General features: G+C 67.8%; 14 protein-coding genes. 6 read left to right on the top strand and 8 right to left on the bottom strand.

Annotation, left to right across the window (positions count from 1 at the left end):
* Nucleotides 1-514 precede the first annotated feature (514 nt).
* Nucleotides 515-1,708, bottom strand: coding sequence for an MFS transporter (locus tag AC2A1N_RS18550; RefSeq protein ID WP_484373118.1), 1,194 nt, complete (start codon nt 1,706-1,708; stop codon nt 515-517).
* A 93-nt stretch (nt 1,709-1,801) separates the two neighbouring features.
* On the opposite strand from AC2A1N_RS18550, the gene AC2A1N_RS18545 reads away from it, so the two are divergent.
* Entirely contained in the window at nt 1,802-2,731 is a 930-nt protein-coding gene (locus AC2A1N_RS18545; protein ID WP_484373116.1) for a LysR family transcriptional regulator, read from the top strand.
* A 93-nt stretch (nt 2,732-2,824) separates the two neighbouring features.
* Here AC2A1N_RS18545 and AC2A1N_RS18540 read toward each other — a convergent pair whose 3' ends face one another.
* Nucleotides 2,825-4,282 carry an amidohydrolase family protein gene (locus AC2A1N_RS18540; protein WP_484373114.1) on the bottom strand — a complete coding sequence of 486 codons (1,458 nt, stop codon included), beginning with the start codon at nt 4,280-4,282 and terminating at the stop codon, nt 2,825-2,827.
* Nucleotides 4,283-4,336: 54 nt separating this feature from the next.
* A complete protein-coding gene (locus AC2A1N_RS18535) occupies nt 4,337-5,038 on the bottom strand; it encodes an ankyrin repeat domain-containing protein (protein ID WP_134969243.1) in 702 nt (233 codons plus the stop codon).
* A 115-nt stretch (nt 5,039-5,153) separates the two neighbouring features.
* Between AC2A1N_RS18535 and AC2A1N_RS18530 the strand changes: the two genes are divergently transcribed.
* On the top strand, nt 5,154-6,035 hold the full coding sequence (locus tag AC2A1N_RS18530) for a LysR substrate-binding domain-containing protein (RefSeq protein WP_061479113.1): 882 nt from the start codon (nt 5,154-5,156) through the stop codon (nt 6,033-6,035).
* Nucleotides 6,036-6,166: 131 nt separating this feature from the next.
* Nucleotides 6,167-6,604 (top strand): DUF3806 domain-containing protein, encoded by a 438-nt coding sequence (locus AC2A1N_RS18525; RefSeq protein ID WP_242892324.1) that lies wholly within the window; start codon nt 6,167-6,169, stop codon nt 6,602-6,604.
* Nucleotides 6,605-6,652: 48 nt separating this feature from the next.
* On the opposite strand, the gene AC2A1N_RS18520 is transcribed toward AC2A1N_RS18525, so the two are convergent.
* Nucleotides 6,653-7,813: an amidohydrolase family protein gene (locus tag AC2A1N_RS18520; RefSeq protein ID WP_242892327.1), complete on the bottom strand. Its 1,161-nt coding sequence runs from the start codon at nt 7,811-7,813 to the stop codon at nt 6,653-6,655.
* A 182-nt stretch (nt 7,814-7,995) separates the two neighbouring features.
* On the opposite strand from AC2A1N_RS18520, the gene AC2A1N_RS18515 reads away from it, so the two are divergent.
* Complete coding sequence (locus AC2A1N_RS18515) at nt 7,996-8,640, top strand: hypothetical protein (RefSeq protein WP_154351001.1); 645 nt, start codon at nt 7,996-7,998, stop codon at nt 8,638-8,640.
* Nucleotides 8,641-8,718: 78 nt separating this feature from the next.
* On the opposite strand, the gene AC2A1N_RS18510 is transcribed toward AC2A1N_RS18515, so the two are convergent.
* On the bottom strand, nt 8,719-11,445 hold the full coding sequence (locus AC2A1N_RS18510) for a TonB-dependent receptor plug domain-containing protein (RefSeq protein WP_061479108.1): 2,727 nt from the start codon (nt 11,443-11,445) through the stop codon (nt 8,719-8,721).
* A gap of 182 nt (nt 11,446-11,627) precedes the next feature.
* On the opposite strand from AC2A1N_RS18510, the gene AC2A1N_RS18505 reads away from it, so the two are divergent.
* On the top strand, nt 11,628-12,263 hold the full coding sequence (locus AC2A1N_RS18505) for a GNAT family N-acetyltransferase (RefSeq protein ID WP_049414571.1): 636 nt from the start codon (nt 11,628-11,630) through the stop codon (nt 12,261-12,263).
* Here AC2A1N_RS18505 and AC2A1N_RS18500 read toward each other — a convergent pair.
* Together AC2A1N_RS18500 and AC2A1N_RS18495 are read right to left on the bottom strand one after the other, a co-directional pair.
* The gene (locus AC2A1N_RS18500; RefSeq protein WP_061479107.1) at nt 12,260-13,036 is read right to left on the bottom strand and encodes a CDP-diacylglycerol diphosphatase; all 777 of its coding nucleotides are present in this window, start codon (nt 13,034-13,036) and stop codon (nt 12,260-12,262) included. The genes AC2A1N_RS18505 and AC2A1N_RS18500 overlap by 4 nt on opposite strands.
* A gap of 68 nt (nt 13,037-13,104) precedes the next feature.
* Nucleotides 13,105-13,764 (bottom strand): hypothetical protein, encoded by a 660-nt coding sequence (locus AC2A1N_RS18495; RefSeq protein WP_061479106.1) that lies wholly within the window; start codon nt 13,762-13,764, stop codon nt 13,105-13,107.
* Between the two features lie 170 nt (nt 13,765-13,934).
* Between AC2A1N_RS18495 and AC2A1N_RS18490 the strand changes: the two genes are divergently transcribed.
* Complete coding sequence (locus AC2A1N_RS18490; protein WP_049414567.1) at nt 13,935-14,231, top strand: hypothetical protein; 297 nt, start codon at nt 13,935-13,937, stop codon at nt 14,229-14,231.
* Between the two features lie 102 nt (nt 14,232-14,333).
* Here the strand turns inward: AC2A1N_RS18490 and AC2A1N_RS18485 are convergent, their stop codons facing one another.
* The gene (locus AC2A1N_RS18485) at nt 14,334-15,218 is read right to left on the bottom strand and encodes a hypothetical protein (RefSeq protein ID WP_061479105.1); all 885 of its coding nucleotides are present in this window, start codon (nt 15,216-15,218) and stop codon (nt 14,334-14,336) included.
* Nucleotides 15,219-15,288 lie beyond the last annotated feature (70 nt).

Genomic DNA, 15,288 nt, shown 5'->3' with positions numbered 1-15,288 from the left:
GGGGTGGGTCCGGTTGCGGGAGACGCCGTAGACCCTTCCTTGGGGGCTTGGCCGCGGCATCCATGCCGCGGACACTCCCGCAACCGGACCCACCCCGCCTTCGACAGATCTCTGCGAGCTGTCGGGCATGGCTTTCTGTAGAGCCGAGCCATGCTCGGCTCAAATCGTTCCGATTTCCAGATACTCGATTTCGATGGAGATTTGTCTACGCATGGCGTGGATCTACCAGATCGCGAGAATCTGTCAGAGATGGGGCGGTGTCGGAGTGCGGGGTGTCAGCCGCATGGGCCCGAGGCATGCCTCGGGCGGGTTGGGCAGGACGCCCAACCCCGGTCTTGCCGTGTGCGCAGGAAAGCGCACACGAGCAAGCGGCTGCCAAGCCTACACGGACGTACTTGCGGCGTCCCCGCACTCCGACACCGCCCCACCACCCCACGGAATCCACGCTGTTGATGTTGATGTTGCTGTGGCTCCCAGCAGGTGCAGGGCTGCAAGCCCTGCCGAACGCCCCCCCTTACTTCAAACGCAGCAGCAGGCTGCCGCCCGCACACACCACCGCCAGCCAGGCCACGCCGTGCCACCCCCACTGCGCCAGCGCCAGGCTGCCCAGCGCACCACCGGCGGCCATGCCGATGAACATGCCGGTGAACAACAGCGCATTGAGCCGGCTGCGGGCGGGCGGCACCAGACCATAGACCAGCGTCTGGTGGGCCACCAGCGCCGACTGGAAGCCGAAGTCGAACAGCAGCGCACTCAGCACCAGCAACGGCAGCAGCGCGGCGGCCGGCAACCAGGCTTCGGCCAGCAGCAGGCCGAAGCCCAGCAGCGCCACCGCAATCGCCAGCCGTGCCACCGCATGGCACCCCAGTCGATCAGCGAAACGGCCGGCAAACGGCGCGGCCAATGCACCGGCCGCACCCGCAATACCAAACGCACCCGCCGCCGCACTGCCGAGGCCCAGACGTGCATGCAGCATCAGCGCCAGGGTCGACCAGAACGCACTGAAGCCGACCGCCAGCAGCGACTGGCTGGCCACTGCACGGCGCAGCTGCGGCTGCTCACGCCACAACGCCAGCAATGAACCCAGCAACGCCGGATAGCGCAGCGTGCTGGTCGGCGCGAAACGCGGCAGTGCACGCGCCATCACCGCGCCCATCGCCGCCACCGATACCGCCGCCAGCACGAACTGCGTGCGCCAACCCCACGCTTCAGCCACCACGCCACTGACCACCCGCGACAACAGAATGCCGAGCAGCAGGCCGGTCATCACCCGGCCGACGATCTGGCCGCGCTGCGCATCCGGTGCCAGCACCGCAGCGGCGGGAACGATGTCCTGCGCCAGCGTTGCCATCAGCCCGACCAGCAGGCTGGCCATCAGCAGGCCCGGCAGGTGCCCGGCCATCGCGGCGGCGCCCAGTGCCAGCGCCAGCAGCGCGGACTTCAACAGGATCAGATGGCGGCGGTCGAAGCGGTCGCCCAGCGGTGCCAGCAGCAGGATGCCCAGCGCGTAGCCGAGCTGGGTCAGGGTTGGCACCAGGCCGGCGGCGCGCTCACCGGCGCCAAGGTCCTGGGCGATCAGGCCCAGCATGGGCTGGCTGTAATACAGCGACGCGACCGAGAAGCCGGCACCGGCCGCCATTGCCAGCACCAATGGGGCGGAAGGCACGGTCGCCGATGCGGCCGCAACAGACAGCGAGGGGGTAGACATGGGGGAACCCGGTAGAGGAAGTGGGCGTATCCTGCCTGTATTCGTCAAACGTCTGTAGTAGGCTCTGGCACATATACTTCATACGCTACACGCATGAATGACCTCGCCACCGGCGCTGATCGCCTGGATCTGCTGCGCACCTTCCTGCGCATCGTCGATGCCGGCAGCCTGTCTGCTGCGGCCCTGCAGATGGGCACCACCCAGCCAACGGTCAGCCGACGCCTGCAGGCACTGGAGCGGCAGCTCGGCCTGCGCCTGCTGCAGCGCTCCACCCATGGCCTGCAACTGACCGAGGACGGCCTGCGCTGCCAGCGTCATGCGCAGCGCGTGGTCGACGAATGGGAGTCGCTGCAGGCCGAGCTGAACGGCGAACCGGAAACGCTGCGCGGACGCCTGCGGGTGATGGTGCCGCACGCCTTTGGCCAGGCGCAGCTGCTGCCGACCATGCTCGCATTCCTTGCCCAGCACCCGCAGCTGAGCCTGGAGTGGATCCTGGAAGATCGGCGCCCCGATTTCATCGCCGAAGGCATCGACTGCGCGGTCCGGGTGGGCCCGGTCGACGAACCGCGCATGGTTGCACTGCCGCTCGCGGAAGTGCCGCGCATCGTCGTGGCAGCGCCCTCGCTGGTGGACGCCACGGCGGTCAGTACGCCGGAACAGGCACAGTCACTGCCGTGGATCTCGCTGGTCACCTACTACCGCGAACGCCTGCTGCTGCATGATGCGCAGGGCCGGGCGCATACGCTGTCAATCAGCCCGCGCCTGCTCAGCGACAACCTGTTCGTGGTACAGCAGGCTGCACGCGCCGGGCTGGGCGCAGCGGTGGTCTCGGCCTGGCTGGTGGCCGACGACCTCGCACAAGGGCGGCTGGTGCAGCTGCTGCCGGACTGGCAGGCGCCGGCACTGCCGGTCCACGTCGTGTTTCCTGCCGCGCGCCAGCAGCCGCCACGGCTGCGCGCCTTCATCGATGCGATGAAGGCTGCGTTGCCGCAGCTGCACGGCATGCGGCCGGCACCGCGCTAGGTCACCGGCCGCATCATCCACGCATGGCGTGGATTTCGTTCAAGACCACAGGGTCAGAACCCTTCCCGTTGGGAAGGGATGCGACCCTGCCAATCATTGCGCCTTCGCAGCCTCGGCGTTCCACGCTGCGACCTTGGCCTTGGTGTCAGCCAGCATCTTGTCCAGCGCGGCGCGGTCATACACGTTGCCGCGCAGGATCACGCTGTCGATCTTCTCGGTGGCGGCGATGTCCTGCAGCGGGTTGGCGGTCAGCAGCACCAGGTCGGCGGCCTTGCCCTGCGCGACAGCACCGTAGCGGTCCATCTGGCCGAACCAGGCCGGGCCGGAACGGGTTGCGGCCGACAGCGCCTGCGGCGCACTCAGGCCCTCCTTCACGAACAGCTGCAGTTCCTGGTGCAGGGCGATGCCCGGGAAGTTGAACGAGTTGAGGAAGCCCGCATCGGTGCCGGCAATGATCGTCACGCCCGCCTCCTGCAGCAACGGCAGCACGGCCGCCACCTGGTGGTACTGCGCGTGGCGCGCCTCGATCTGTGCCGGCGTCGCCTTCGCGGCGCGGTCCACGCGCCACTGGTAGGTCGCGCGCAGGCCCGGGCCGATGTAGGCCAGGTACGGATCGTTGGCGTGGTCATCCTGGTCCAGGAAATCGAGGATACGGCCACCGTTGAGGGTCGGGGTCACGAATACGCCGCGCTTGGCGAAATCACGGTAGGCGTGCATCGCGGTGTCACGGTCGAAGCTGGCGTCGAGGCGGCGATTGGCTTCCGCGCGGTCGATGCGGCCGGCGCCGAAGTCGGCGGCGATCTGCGCTTCGTCCCTGCTGCCGGCCTTGAATGCGTAGTCCAGGTGCTCGATCGAGGCCAGGCCGGCATCGACCGCCTGCTCCACCGTCAGCGCCATCGGAATGTGGCCCGAAGCCTTGAAGCCGGCCTTGCGCGCGGCGCTGGCCGAATACAGGAACAGATCCGGCTTCAGCGTGCTGTCGGTGATCTTCACGAAATCGACCTTATCGTGCTGCAGTCGGGTGATCGCCTTGTCGACGTCGGCCTCGCTACCCACTTCGATCGTGCCCTTCCACACCGGCTTGATGCCTTCGATCTTCGCGCCGGAACTGAGCAGGCGCGGGCCGAACAGCGCGCCCCTGGCGATCTCGCCACGCCACTGCAGCACCTGCTCGGGCAGATCGCCGGAGCAGTCACGCACGGTGGTGATGCCGTGCGCGATGTACAGCGGCAGCAGTGCCTTGTTCTCTTCGATCAGCGCCGGGCCCCCCCCGAAGTGCACGTGCATGTCCCACAGCCCCGGGATCAGGTATTTGCCCTTGGCATCGATCTGGCGGGCCGCGCTCCACTGGCTGCGCAGCTGCGCGTCCGGGCCCACCGCGACGATGTCCTCGCCGCGGATCACCACGCTCTGCCCGGCCAGCGTGCTGGCGTGCTCGACGTCGACCACCGTGGCATTGCGGATCAGCAGGTCGGCGCGCTCGGCAGCAGATGCCGACAGCGGCGCCACCGCAAGAAGGATGGCAAGGGGCAACAGGCGGGAACGGAACATGATGGACAGCATCCTGGTGGGCACGGCCAGCGTGCGGGTGGAAGGAGTAGCGGTTCAGCGCGCCGCGCCGTGCTGGCGCAGCAGGGTTTCAATACCGGCATAGCCACGCTGGCGCGCGTGCGCCAGTGGCGTTACGCCATCGCCGTCGGCCAGCTCCGGGTCGGCACCGGCCTCCAGCAGCAGCTGCACGATCTGCACATGGCGCTCGCCACCGTCGCCAAGCAGGATCGCTTCCAGCAGCGCGGTCCAGTGCAGGCGGTTGACGTGGTCCACCGCCACACCTGCACGCAGCAGCATGCGCACGGTGCTGACGTGGCCGCGCTCGGCGGCCGGAATCAACGCAGTGCCCCCATAGCGGTTGGTGCTGCGCAGATCGGCGCCGTGCGCCAGGGTCATCGCCAGGATCTCATCCAGGCCGCGCGCACCGGCATACAGGTAGGCACTGTCCTGCAGCGCATCCTTGGCATTGACGTCCGCCCCGGCCTCGATCAGTTCGCGCGCCGCATCCACGTTGTTGCCCTGCGTGGCCAGCAGCAGCGCCGTACGGCCCTGGCCATCGTGCGCCTCCAGATCAGCACCATCGGCCAGTGCTCCGCGCACCGCCCCGGCATCGCCGCGGCTGGCGGCATCACGCAGGCGCGCGTCTGCGTCGGCCCTGGACGTGGCAGTGCAGGCAGGGGCGACCATGGCCAGCAGACACCACAGCAGCACGCGCGTGAACGGTGCAGGCCAGCCAGCGGGGCAATGGAAGCGCATCACGGTGTCTCCTTTTCTCCATCGCCGCAGAGCGATGGTCACAGGGGCCGCGCATTGCCGGCCCCTGCCCCGCATGGTAGAAGTCGGCCTGGGTATCCAGAAGTGAAATGTTCAAATGCAAGACAGTGCCAAATCGAATAGAACCCTGTTCGAACTGGACCTGCTGCGGGCGCTGGTGATGGTGGCCGACTGCGGCAGCTTCACCACGGCGGCCACGCGCCTGCATTCGACCCAGTCCACGGTCAGCCAGAAGGTGCGGCGGCTGGAGGAACTGGCCGGGCATCGCCTGCTCGAGCGCGGGCACCGCGATGTGCACCCCACCGACGCCGGCCACACCCTGCTCGGCTACGCGCGGCGCATGCTCGACCTGAACGAGGAAATGGCCCAGGCGCTGGCCGGCGCGATGGTGGAGACCGCGGTCCGCATCGGCGTACCCGAAGACTTCGTCAACCCGCAGACCACTCGCATGCTGGCCGCCTTCAGCCGCCGCCACCCGCAGGTGAAGCTGGAGATCAGCAGCGGCCTGAGCCGTGACCTGGCGCAGGGCTTCGACCACGGCGAGCTGGACCTGGTGCTGGTCAAGCAGCGCCGCAACAGTCGCCAGGCGGTGCATTGCCGGCGCGAGCCGATGCACTGGATCGACAGCCTGCGCAGCAGTTGCCTGCAGCAGGACCCACTGCCGCTGGTCACCTTCCCGCCGCGAGGGCTGTACCGCGACGAGATGATCCATGCCGTGGAAGCGCTGGGCCTGCGCTGGCGCATTGCCTTCACCAGTTCGTCGCTGAGCGGCATCCTGGGCGCGGTGGCCGATGGCATCGGCATCAGCCTGCTGCCGCGCCGTGCAGTCACCCGCGAGCACCGCATCATCGATGGCGAGCGTGGGCTGCCGGTGATCGACAACTACGAAATCGGCCTGCTGCATCGTGCCGATGCCGATGATGCGGTGCGGGCACTGGCCAGCGAGCTGTGGCGGCAGGTGCAGCGCGAGCCGGACTGACCACAGTAGATCCACGCCACGTGTGGATGCCTTACGCGCATTGATCATCGATATCTGATCAATCTTGCCGCACGGCAGGCATCATGGCCTCGTACAGTGCCCCCTGCTTCCGTGCTCCACGGCGCCTCGCCATGTCCGACCAACCCCCGACGCGCTTCGATCCCCTGCCTGCAGCCCTGCAGACGCACCTGCAGCACCAGCGTGCACTGATCGCCGCGCGCGTGGCCGCCAGCTTCCCGACATTGCCGGTGCAATGGCCGCTGGCCGCCAGCACATTGCAGCGCGTGGTCGATGCCGAACTGATCGATCGTGACGACTGCGGCGGCTGGGAAGCCCTGGGCGTGGCGCTCGGTGACACCCTGGCCCAGCGCGTGCCAGGCCTGGCCTGGATGCAGGTCACCGATGCCTGGGGCATCGATGCAGTGCTGCGCCATGCCGACAGCAGCCTGCAGATCGGCGCCGGCACCCTGCTGCTCAAGCGCGTGGAGCAGGGCGAGGTCATCGACATCGCCCATCTGCTGGCGTGGCTGGAAGAATTCGTCGCTACCCGCGCCGACGATTACGCCTGAAAGCCGCCGGGCATGGCTCGGCGCTACAGAGGTTGGTGCGGCCTGGATCTACAGCCAGCGGCCATCCACCACTACGCGGCGCTCCACCGGCACCCCGGCCACGGCAGCCGGGCCATGATCGGCCCGCACGGCCACGAAAGTGGCCGGATGCCCTTCCACAAGACCGTATTGCGGCAGCCCGATCACCTGCGCCGCATGGGTCGTGACCATGTCCAGCGCCAGCATCAGGTCGGCATCGGTGTAGAAGCCCGAGCGGTAGCCCAGCAGCATCGCCCGCTGCAGCAGATCGCCGTTGCCGTAAGGCCACCAGCAGTCGCGGATGTTGTCGTTGCCGGCGAACACGCGCACGCCCGCATCATGCAGTGCGCGCAAAGGCGGAAATGGATGATCACCCGGCGCGTTGCTCATGATCGCCACGCCCGCCGTCGCCAGCGCCTCGCCCACCTGCAACGCGCGCGCCAGCGGCACGTCGCCCAGCGAGTAGGCATGACTGACCGCCACCCGCCCCTGCAGGCCAGCGGCCCGGGTCCGCGCGGCAATGCGCAGCAACTGGGCCAGTCCGGTTTCGCCGGGCTCGTGCAGGTGGATGTCCAGGCGCACGCCATAGCGCTCGGCCAGGCCGAACAGCAGTGCCAGCTGGCCCTCAGCATCGCCATCCAGCGTGGTCGGGTCGATGCCTCCCAGCACCTCCACGCCCGCTGCAAGGGCCTGCTCAAGCACGGCGGCGGTACCCGGACAGGACATCACCCCGGCCTGCGGGAACGCTACCAACTGGATGCGCATGAGGTCGGCACAGCGCAGCGCCGCCTCGCGCACCGCTTCGAGATGGCCGAGACCCGTGCTGCCGTCGATGTCGACGTGGCAGCGCATGGCCACCGTGCCGAAGCGGCTGCACTGGCGGATCAAGGCCTCGGCACGGTCCACCATCGGCACGGCACCCGCTACCGCGGCCTTCTCCACCGCCAGCCGCTCACGCAGGCTGTTCACCGGCTGGTGCGGGTGCCAGCGGTCGCCGACAAAACTCTTGTCCAGATGGATGTGGCCGTCGACCAGCCCGGGCAGGACCGCGAAGCCCTGCAGGTCGACGCATTCCGCCCCGTCGGCCGGCGTAGCCTCGCCATTGAGGCCACTGATGCGGCCGTCACGGACATGGAAATGCAGTGGCGCGCCGTAGCGGTCTACACCGCCATGGACGAACTGAAGCGTCATCGGAACTCCGGGAAAGCCAAGCCATGGCGCCATCCTGAGCGCCGGCGCTGCCATCGGCCAACGAAATATCTGGATGGCACGCATTCACCAGAACGATGATTACCCTGCGACAACCGGTCGCAGCCACGCCGTGCACACGCCTGAACGGGTAGCATGGGCGCCTGTTTCCGCTGTGATGCCGCATGGGCCCGTCCGACCGCCACGATCGCCTCCGCCGCTGGCAGGCCGCGTCCCTGCTCGCTGCTGCCCCGATGGCCAGCCTGTCCGCCGCCGATGCGGCCGCCACCGCGCCGCTGCAGGCGCCGCCGGGCCAACAGCGCATCGCATCGGCTGCTCTGGTCGAGCGATTGCACCAGCGCGTGCTGTCCGGGCAGAGCGCCACCGCCACCCTGGAACACTGGTGCGCCGAACACGGCCTGGCCGAACAGGCGCGGGTGCGCGCCGTGCGTGTGCATGGCCAGGACAAGCCTGCCCCCGCCGATGTGCTGCAGGCGCTGGGTGCGACGCAGCCTGGCACCGCGCTGCGCTACCGCCGGGTACAGCTGGTCTGTGGCAGCCGCGTGCTGTCCGAGGCCGACAACTGGTACCTGCCGGACCATCTCAGCCCGGCCATGAACCAGGTGCTGGACAGCACCGACGAACCCTTTGGCCGCGTGGTCGGCCCGCTCGGCTTCCAGCGCCAGACACTGGCCGACCAGACGTTCTGGCCACCGCGTGGCGAAGGCGACCACGGCGTGGTCCTGGAAGTGCGCGCGCTGCTACGCGATCGCCAGCAGCAGCCCTTCAGCTACGTCATCGAGTCGTACCTGCAACAGGCGCTGCCCTAGCCGACCGGCGCGCCATCACCGCGGATAGGGGCACAGCAGAAGGCCCGGCATTGCCGGGCCTTCTGTCTGCCCGCCCGATCAGCGGAACCGGTAGTCCAGCTGCAGCCAGTACTGGCGGCCATACGGGTCGTAGTTGCCGACCGGGTAGAACGGCCAGCCGCCCCCGTTCCTGTCCGCCGGCGGGCGGCTGTCACGCAGGTTGTTGACGATCACGCCCACCGACAGGTTCTCGCCGAACTGGCGGAACACGCTGGCGTTGTAGGTCATGTACGGCGCGATGCGGCCACTGCCATCGGTCTTCGGCAGTGAACCGAAACGATTGCCGTACAGCGTGGTGGTCCAGTCGCCCTGGTTCCAGGTGATGCTGCCATTGGCCTTGCTGCGCCACTGGTAGTCATCCAGTGAATTGCGGATGTCACGCTCCGGATCATCGGAGAACTGCCGGTATTTATGCTCCAGCACCACGGTATAGGCCAGGCGCGTGGTGAAGCGGCCATAGCGGCCGGCGTCGAAGCGCCAGTTGCCTTTCAGGTCCAGGCCGCGCACCGACTCGGAGGCCGCGTTGATCGGATTGATCAGCACGCGGGTTACCTGGTCCGGCTGCACCGTGGCATTGGACGGGTTGCGGATCACCCGCGACAGCGCGTCCTGGCACAGCGGTGAACCGATATCGCGCGCTTCGCCACCCAACGTGCGTCCCAGGCGGCAATCGGCTTCATCACGAAGAATACGGCTGGTGTCGAGGCTGGTGACCTCATTGTCGATGCGGATGTCGTAGTAGTCGGCACTGAAGTCCAGCCCGGACAGCGGCGACCAGACCACGCCGAACCCATAGGATTTGGCGGTTTCCGGCTGCAGCTGTGCGTTGGCACGGTTGCTGTAGTCGATCGACAGGCCGTTGTAGTCGCAGTTGTCGTACGACTGGCCTGCAGTACGGCAGCGCCAGTAATCGGTCATGCCCGGGTTGTAGCCGCGGGTCTCGGTGGCGAACACGTAGTTCATGTCCGGCGCACGGAAGCTGGTCGCGGCAGAGCCGCGGATCAACAGGCTCTCGATCGGGCGGAACTCGACGCCGAAGCTCCAGGTCGCCTTGCCGATGTGCTCGCCGCCTGCGCGGTACTGGTCGTAGCGGCCGGCCAGCGTGGTGGTCAGCGATTGCAGCAGCGGCAACTGCAGTTCAACGCCGGCCGCATAGCGGTCACGATCACCGCCGGCACCGATACCGGCGCTGGTGTTCCAGAACTCGCCGGTGCCCAGGCGCGGGTCCGGGCGGTTGCGGTAGCCCTGGCTGCCGGCCTCGACCACCGCCGCCAGCGCAGCATCGCCGCCCGGCAGTGCGAACAGGCGGCCATTGATGCTGGCGCTGAAGGTCTGCAGCCACGCCGCGTTGCGACTTTCCTGATAGTCGGACAGGCCCTCGTACTCGTTCGGAGTCAAAGGCTTGAACAGGCGCACCGGGTCCGGCGCATAGACCTCCACGCCATTGCGCACGCCCAGCTTCGGGCCCAGCAGGTACTCGTTGATGCCGGCCAGCAGCACCGGGCGACGGGTGCGGTTCTCGTAGCGCGAACGGCTGTAGACCGCCTCGTAGTCCCAGCCGCTGTCGCCGATCTGGCCGCGTGCGCCCACGTTGAACGACCACGAGTTCTCCAGGAACCGATTGGCATTGCGCGGCAGGCCACCGATTTCTTCCGGCGCGAAGCGGCGGTACCAGCTCTCCAGGTTCCCGCTGTTCTGGTTGTAGAAGTAGTTGCGTGACGACGTCCAGGTCGGCGCGCGCGTGTTGTTGTAGATGCGCGCGCTGCCCACGGCGACATCGGCGAACAGGTCGGTGGTCTCGTTGAGGTGGAAGGTGAACAGGCCATAGCCATTGAGGTTGCGCTTCTGGGTCTGCACGGTCCAGTAGCTGGCGGCGGCCTCGTTGCTGCCGCAGTACCAGCCCTGGCGCGGGTTGTTGGCACGGAACACGCTGCCGCCATAGATGCCCGACGCTGCGTCGCAGCCGCTCACGCCCGGATCGATGTTGCGGCCGGTGGCAGCATTGCGGCGATAGGCGATCGCGGTCGCCTGCGGCGCCTTGCCGGCCGGATCATCGTCCAGTGAATCCATGAAGTCGCGTTGGCGCGCGTGGATCGCCTTGCGCACGTCGAACTCGAAGCCGAACAGCGCATCCCAACGCTCGCCGGAACTGCCACCGACCACCTGCGCGCGCTGGTTGTCACCCCCGCCCTGCTGGGTGCCGCCGGCGCGCACGCTCACGTCCACGCCTTCAAAACGGTCCTTGAGGATGATGTTGACCACGCCGGCGATGGCATCGGAGCCATACACCGCCGACGCACCCGCAGCGAGCACCTCGATGCGCTCGATCAGGGCGCTGGGAATGTTGGCCAGGTTGACCACATTCACCGAGCCCTCGTAGGCCAGCGGGTAGTCGGCCTGGCGGCGGCCGTTGACCAGCACCAGCGTGCGGTTCGGACCCAGTCCGCGCAGGTTGATGGTGTTGGCGGCCGGCGTGAACGTATTGCCGAAGTCCTCGCCCTGCACGTTGCCGGTGTTCTCGGTCAGCGCGCTCAGCGCGTCGAAGGCGTTGCGGTAGCCCTGCGCATCGATCTGCTCGCGGCTGATCACCGTCACCGGCGAGGGCCCCTCGACACTGGCACGGGGAATGCGCGAGCCGGTGACCTTCACTTCCTGTAATGTGGTGGGTGCGCTTTCCTGCGCGAAGGCCGGCAGCGAGACCAGCATCAGGGACGACAGCGCGAGCACCAGCGGACGCGGGCGCAACGCCTTGTGGGAGGCGGACATGGGCTTCCTGGGGGGAGTGGGCGGGTGGTACGGGGGAGCCGTGGCCTGTGCGGCACATAACGATCCCGTAACGAAAGTGTCCTGAATGGGTGGTTTCAACGGAAATGACCAGCCCTGATGGGCTTATGCCTGAACCGAATCAGACGGACCCACGGCACCGCCACACTTTTGCAATGAATTGCATGGTCTGGCGCTTTTCCGATACGCATCGTGCATGGATGACCAACCGCGCCACCTACACTCACCTCGCCCCGCTGCGCCCCGTCCTGCGCCGCCACCTGCTGCACCTCCAGGCAACGCCCATCACCCTGCGTTCGTTCCAGCGCACCGATCTGCCGCGCTGGCGCACCTTCGACGACCGTCGCCAGCGCGGCCAACGGCCGTCCTACGGCATTGATGAAGAGGCCCGCTTCCTCGCCAGCGTCCATCGTTCACGCCTACAGGAAGACAACGATCTGCTGGTACTGGGCGTGTTCGACGACGCGCAGGGCATCCTGCACGACCAGCTGCATGTCCGCCTGCAGTCGCTGCATTCGCGCTGCGCAGAACTGCAGTCGCTGCAGCACCGCAACGCGCATCCACAGGCCACACTGCGCGCGCTGTGCCCGTTCCTGTTCGACAATGTCGGCCTGCATCGCATCTTCGTCCTACTGCCACCGGGTTGCACCACCCCTTTCGCCCAGGCACTGCAGGCCCACGGCTTCATGCGCGAAGGCATCCTGCGCGACTACCACCTGGACGCCGAGGGATGGCATGACCGCCAGCTGCTGGCGCTTACCGCGCCGGCGTGGCGCAGCAATCTGCAGCGGATCGGCTAGCGCACCCGCTCCAGTGCCGCACCCGCGCCGGTCAGCACCGTGCAGGCGTGGTCCTGCAGTTCTTCGCCGCTGGCATCGTTGCCGCTGGCGGCATCCACGCGGGTGGCCAGCAGGATGAAGCCGGGGCTGCCCTGCACGTCATCGCGCCCGGCCACCACCAGGCTCCACTGGCCCACATCGCCCACGCCGCTCAGGCCATAGGCCAGCAGGTTGAGCGGATTGGCGGTCATTTCTGCACCGGGCAACAGATAGGCCTGGTACTGATGCCCGCGCAGAAGTACCGGCAACGGTGACCAGCGTGGCCCCAGGGTGCCGGCGTGTGCATCCAGGGCCTGCAACACGTCCGTGCGCAGGCAATCGACATGGATATGCAACTGGTGCTGCGACCGTCCGTGCGGTGAGTTCAGCGCCAGGCTGGCCACGTTGCGCGGCAATGGCTGGCCCAGGGCCTGTTCGGTGTGCGCGCGCGCCTGCCAGGCGGCCGCGAAATAGTTGGGCGCCCCACGCTGGTAAAGACCGCGGCTCTCGATGCCACTTACCTTGTCCAGCGGCATCAGCAGGAACTGGTAGTCACCGTGTGCATCCTTGACCAGCACGTCACGGCGGCCGGCCGCCGTCTCCACCCGCAGGCAGCTGCCGCGCGGGCCGTCAGCTGCCTGGCAGTCACGCTCGATCAGGCGCCACAGTGCATCGGAATGGGCGGGCGGCGGAGGCGCGCTCGCACAGGCGGACAACAGCAGCAGGGGCGACAGCAGCAACGGGCGCAGGGACACGGCGGCGACTCACGGAACAGGCACGGCAGGCGGCGCCGCGCTGCATTCTAGCCAGCGCGGTGCTGCAATCAGTAGGTGCCGAACGGCACTTCAACCACGATCGGGGCCACGCCCTCGCCCGCCTGCAAGGTGTAGCGGTCCAGTGCGCCATCATCTTCGGCGTGCGGCTGGCGCTGGAAATGCAGGGAATAGCGGTCATCCCCCAGGCGCACGGCACTGCCATCGGCCTCCAGCGCGGCACCTTCGGGAATCAGCAGCCCACCCAGGTCGCTGTAGGCCCCCGGCACATCGGTGAAACCATAGTCGGCCAGTTCATCCACGCGCTGCATCGCATAGACATGCGGCAGGTAGGGGCGTGCCGGGCTGCGGCCATTGCTGAGGTCGGTCACCCAGGCCTGTGGCAGGTGGTATTGCTCGCGCAGTGCGGCCACGCCCAGCGACGGGCTGGCCACCTGCAGGCAGCACACCGCGCGCTTGCCCTCACGATCGACAATGGCGAATCGATCGCCACGGGTGGCGGCCTGCGGCAGCATCGCGAACGCCAGGTTGCGCTGAGCGGGTGCGTAGCCTGCCTCGGTCTGCAGGTTGCGCCAGGCACCGAACACCGGCGCTTCCGCAACGGCGTCCGGCGCCGGCTCGATGGCAGAGGCGGCAAACGCCACGCCCAGCACCGACACTGCCAGTACCCTTCTTGCCCTGCGCTTGTCGCGCAAACTGCCTGCCGTCATAGCGTATCCAACACCTGCACCGGAATGGCCCGGCCTGCCCGCTGGCGTGCTGCCAGCCATCCCTGCCACTATGCAATGACCACGCTGTGCCGGCAATGACCGGAGTGCTGACGCCTTTCGCGCGACGGGTGCTATCGTTCCGCCCATCTTCCCTGCGCAGGAGCGCTCGCATGTCCGCCTTCCGTCTGTCCCTGCTACTGCCTGCGTCGGCCCTGCTGCTGTCGGCCTGCGTCAGCACCCCTGGCCCGCAGGTCAAGGGTACCGGCCACTGCGATGCCAGCCAGCTGGGCTGGGCGATCGGCCAGCCGGCCAACGAACCCAACATCCGCCGCCTGTCCAGCGAGAGCGGCGCCGGCCTGGTCAACCCGATCGGCCCCAGCACCATCACCACCAAGGACATCCGCCAGGACCGCCTGCGCGTGTTCGTGGACAAGGACAACATCATCACTTCCACGCGCTGCGAGTAGGCGCTGTAGAGCCGAGCCCACGCTCGGCTGCGCTTCCGTGACAGCCGAGCGCAGGCTCGGCTCTACAGAAAACCCCAGTCGAGCATGGCTCGACGCTACATGTCAGGGTTCGGTATACCCCGCGCAGTCCGGCAGCGCCTGGTCGGGGTGGAACACCCCATCACTGAAGCGGAACAGCCGCGTATAGCTGCACGCCGGGTCCTGTTCGGTGCGCAGGTCCTTCTTCTTCAGCGGGCCCTTGGCCAGCGAATCCTCGAAGCGCGAAACACCGGCCGGGAACCGGGTCGCCACGGTCTGGTAGCGCAGCACCGGCATGCCCTCGGCCACCGGATCCAGCCCGAGCTTGGCCGAGAACCCGTATTCGTCGTGGCAGGCGCCTGCGCGCTGCTTCATGTCCTGCTCGCTGAAACAGGCGCGGATCATCGCATTGCCCAGCCATGGCACGGTCAGCACGTCGTCGTCCACCTGGATGTCGTCCTGCAGGTGGCGCACGCGTGCCAACTGCAGCGTGGACGCGTCGGCCCCTCCACCGGAGTACATGGTGCTGAACTTGACGATGCCGCCTACCAGCACATTCTGGCGGGCGCGCTGCTGCGGGTCGGTCACTGTTTCGTCGCTGCCCACGCCCGGCGCCAGGCGCACGATCCACGGCCACAGTGACAGGTCGGCTTCCTGCGGCACGTCGATGCTGACGTGGTAGGTGTGTGGCTTGCCCTGGCCCGGCCCCTTCTCAAGCACTTCCAGCACGGTCGGCCGGTCTCCCTCCTCGGCCACCGGCTGCACGCGTACGCACCAGTTGCCGTCCCGCGTGCAGTCATAAAGCCCCGACGGTCCAGTCTCACTCGCGATCAGTACCTGTCCCAGCGGCTCCATCATGTTGCCGGCGGCATCGCGCTGCTGCGGCAGGATCGCGCTCTGGGCCAGCGCCAGCAGCGGGATCGCCAGCAATGCAGTGCACAGGGTGGCGCGGGCGGCAGCGGTGGGCATGGACGGCTCCTGCGGTTGGGCTTCCGATGGTAACCGTTGCCCACCATCATTTTTGTAGAGTCGAGCCATG

This window comes from Stenotrophomonas maltophilia group sp. SKK55 (assembly GCF_057179845.1).
Note: the sequence above shows the minus strand (reverse complement) of the source record. Positions and strands in the feature narration are given on the sequence as shown.

What these genes read in the sequence shown, in the direction of transcription:
- AC2A1N_RS18550 (WP_484373118.1), bottom strand. Translation starts at nt 1,708, where the DNA reads ATGTCTACCCCCTCGCTGTCTGTTGCGGCCGCATCGGCGACCGTGCCT.
- AC2A1N_RS18545 (WP_484373116.1), top strand. Translation starts at nt 1,802, where the DNA reads ATGAATGACCTCGCCACCGGCGCTGATCGCCTGGATCTGCTGCGCACC.
- AC2A1N_RS18540 (WP_484373114.1), bottom strand. Translation starts at nt 4,282, where the DNA reads ATGTTCCGTTCCCGCCTGTTGCCCCTTGCCATCCTTCTTGCGGTGGCG.
- AC2A1N_RS18535 (WP_134969243.1), bottom strand. Translation starts at nt 5,038, where the DNA reads ATGCGCTTCCATTGCCCCGCTGGCTGGCCTGCACCGTTCACGCGCGTG.
- AC2A1N_RS18530 (WP_061479113.1), top strand. Translation starts at nt 5,154, where the DNA reads ATGCAAGACAGTGCCAAATCGAATAGAACCCTGTTCGAACTGGACCTG.
- AC2A1N_RS18525 (WP_242892324.1), top strand. Translation starts at nt 6,167, where the DNA reads ATGTCCGACCAACCCCCGACGCGCTTCGATCCCCTGCCTGCAGCCCTG.
- AC2A1N_RS18520 (WP_242892327.1), bottom strand. Translation starts at nt 7,813, where the DNA reads ATGACGCTTCAGTTCGTCCATGGCGGTGTAGACCGCTACGGCGCGCCA.
- AC2A1N_RS18515 (WP_154351001.1), top strand. Translation starts at nt 7,996, where the DNA reads ATGGGCCCGTCCGACCGCCACGATCGCCTCCGCCGCTGGCAGGCCGCG.
- AC2A1N_RS18510 (WP_061479108.1), bottom strand. Translation starts at nt 11,445, where the DNA reads ATGTCCGCCTCCCACAAGGCGTTGCGCCCGCGTCCGCTGGTGCTCGCG.
- AC2A1N_RS18505 (WP_049414571.1), top strand. Translation starts at nt 11,628, where the DNA reads ATGGTCTGGCGCTTTTCCGATACGCATCGTGCATGGATGACCAACCGC.
- AC2A1N_RS18495 (WP_061479106.1), bottom strand. Translation starts at nt 13,764, where the DNA reads ATGACGGCAGGCAGTTTGCGCGACAAGCGCAGGGCAAGAAGGGTACTG.
- AC2A1N_RS18490 (WP_049414567.1), top strand. Translation starts at nt 13,935, where the DNA reads ATGTCCGCCTTCCGTCTGTCCCTGCTACTGCCTGCGTCGGCCCTGCTG.
- AC2A1N_RS18485 (WP_061479105.1), bottom strand. Translation starts at nt 15,218, where the DNA reads ATGCCCACCGCTGCCGCCCGCGCCACCCTGTGCACTGCATTGCTGGCG.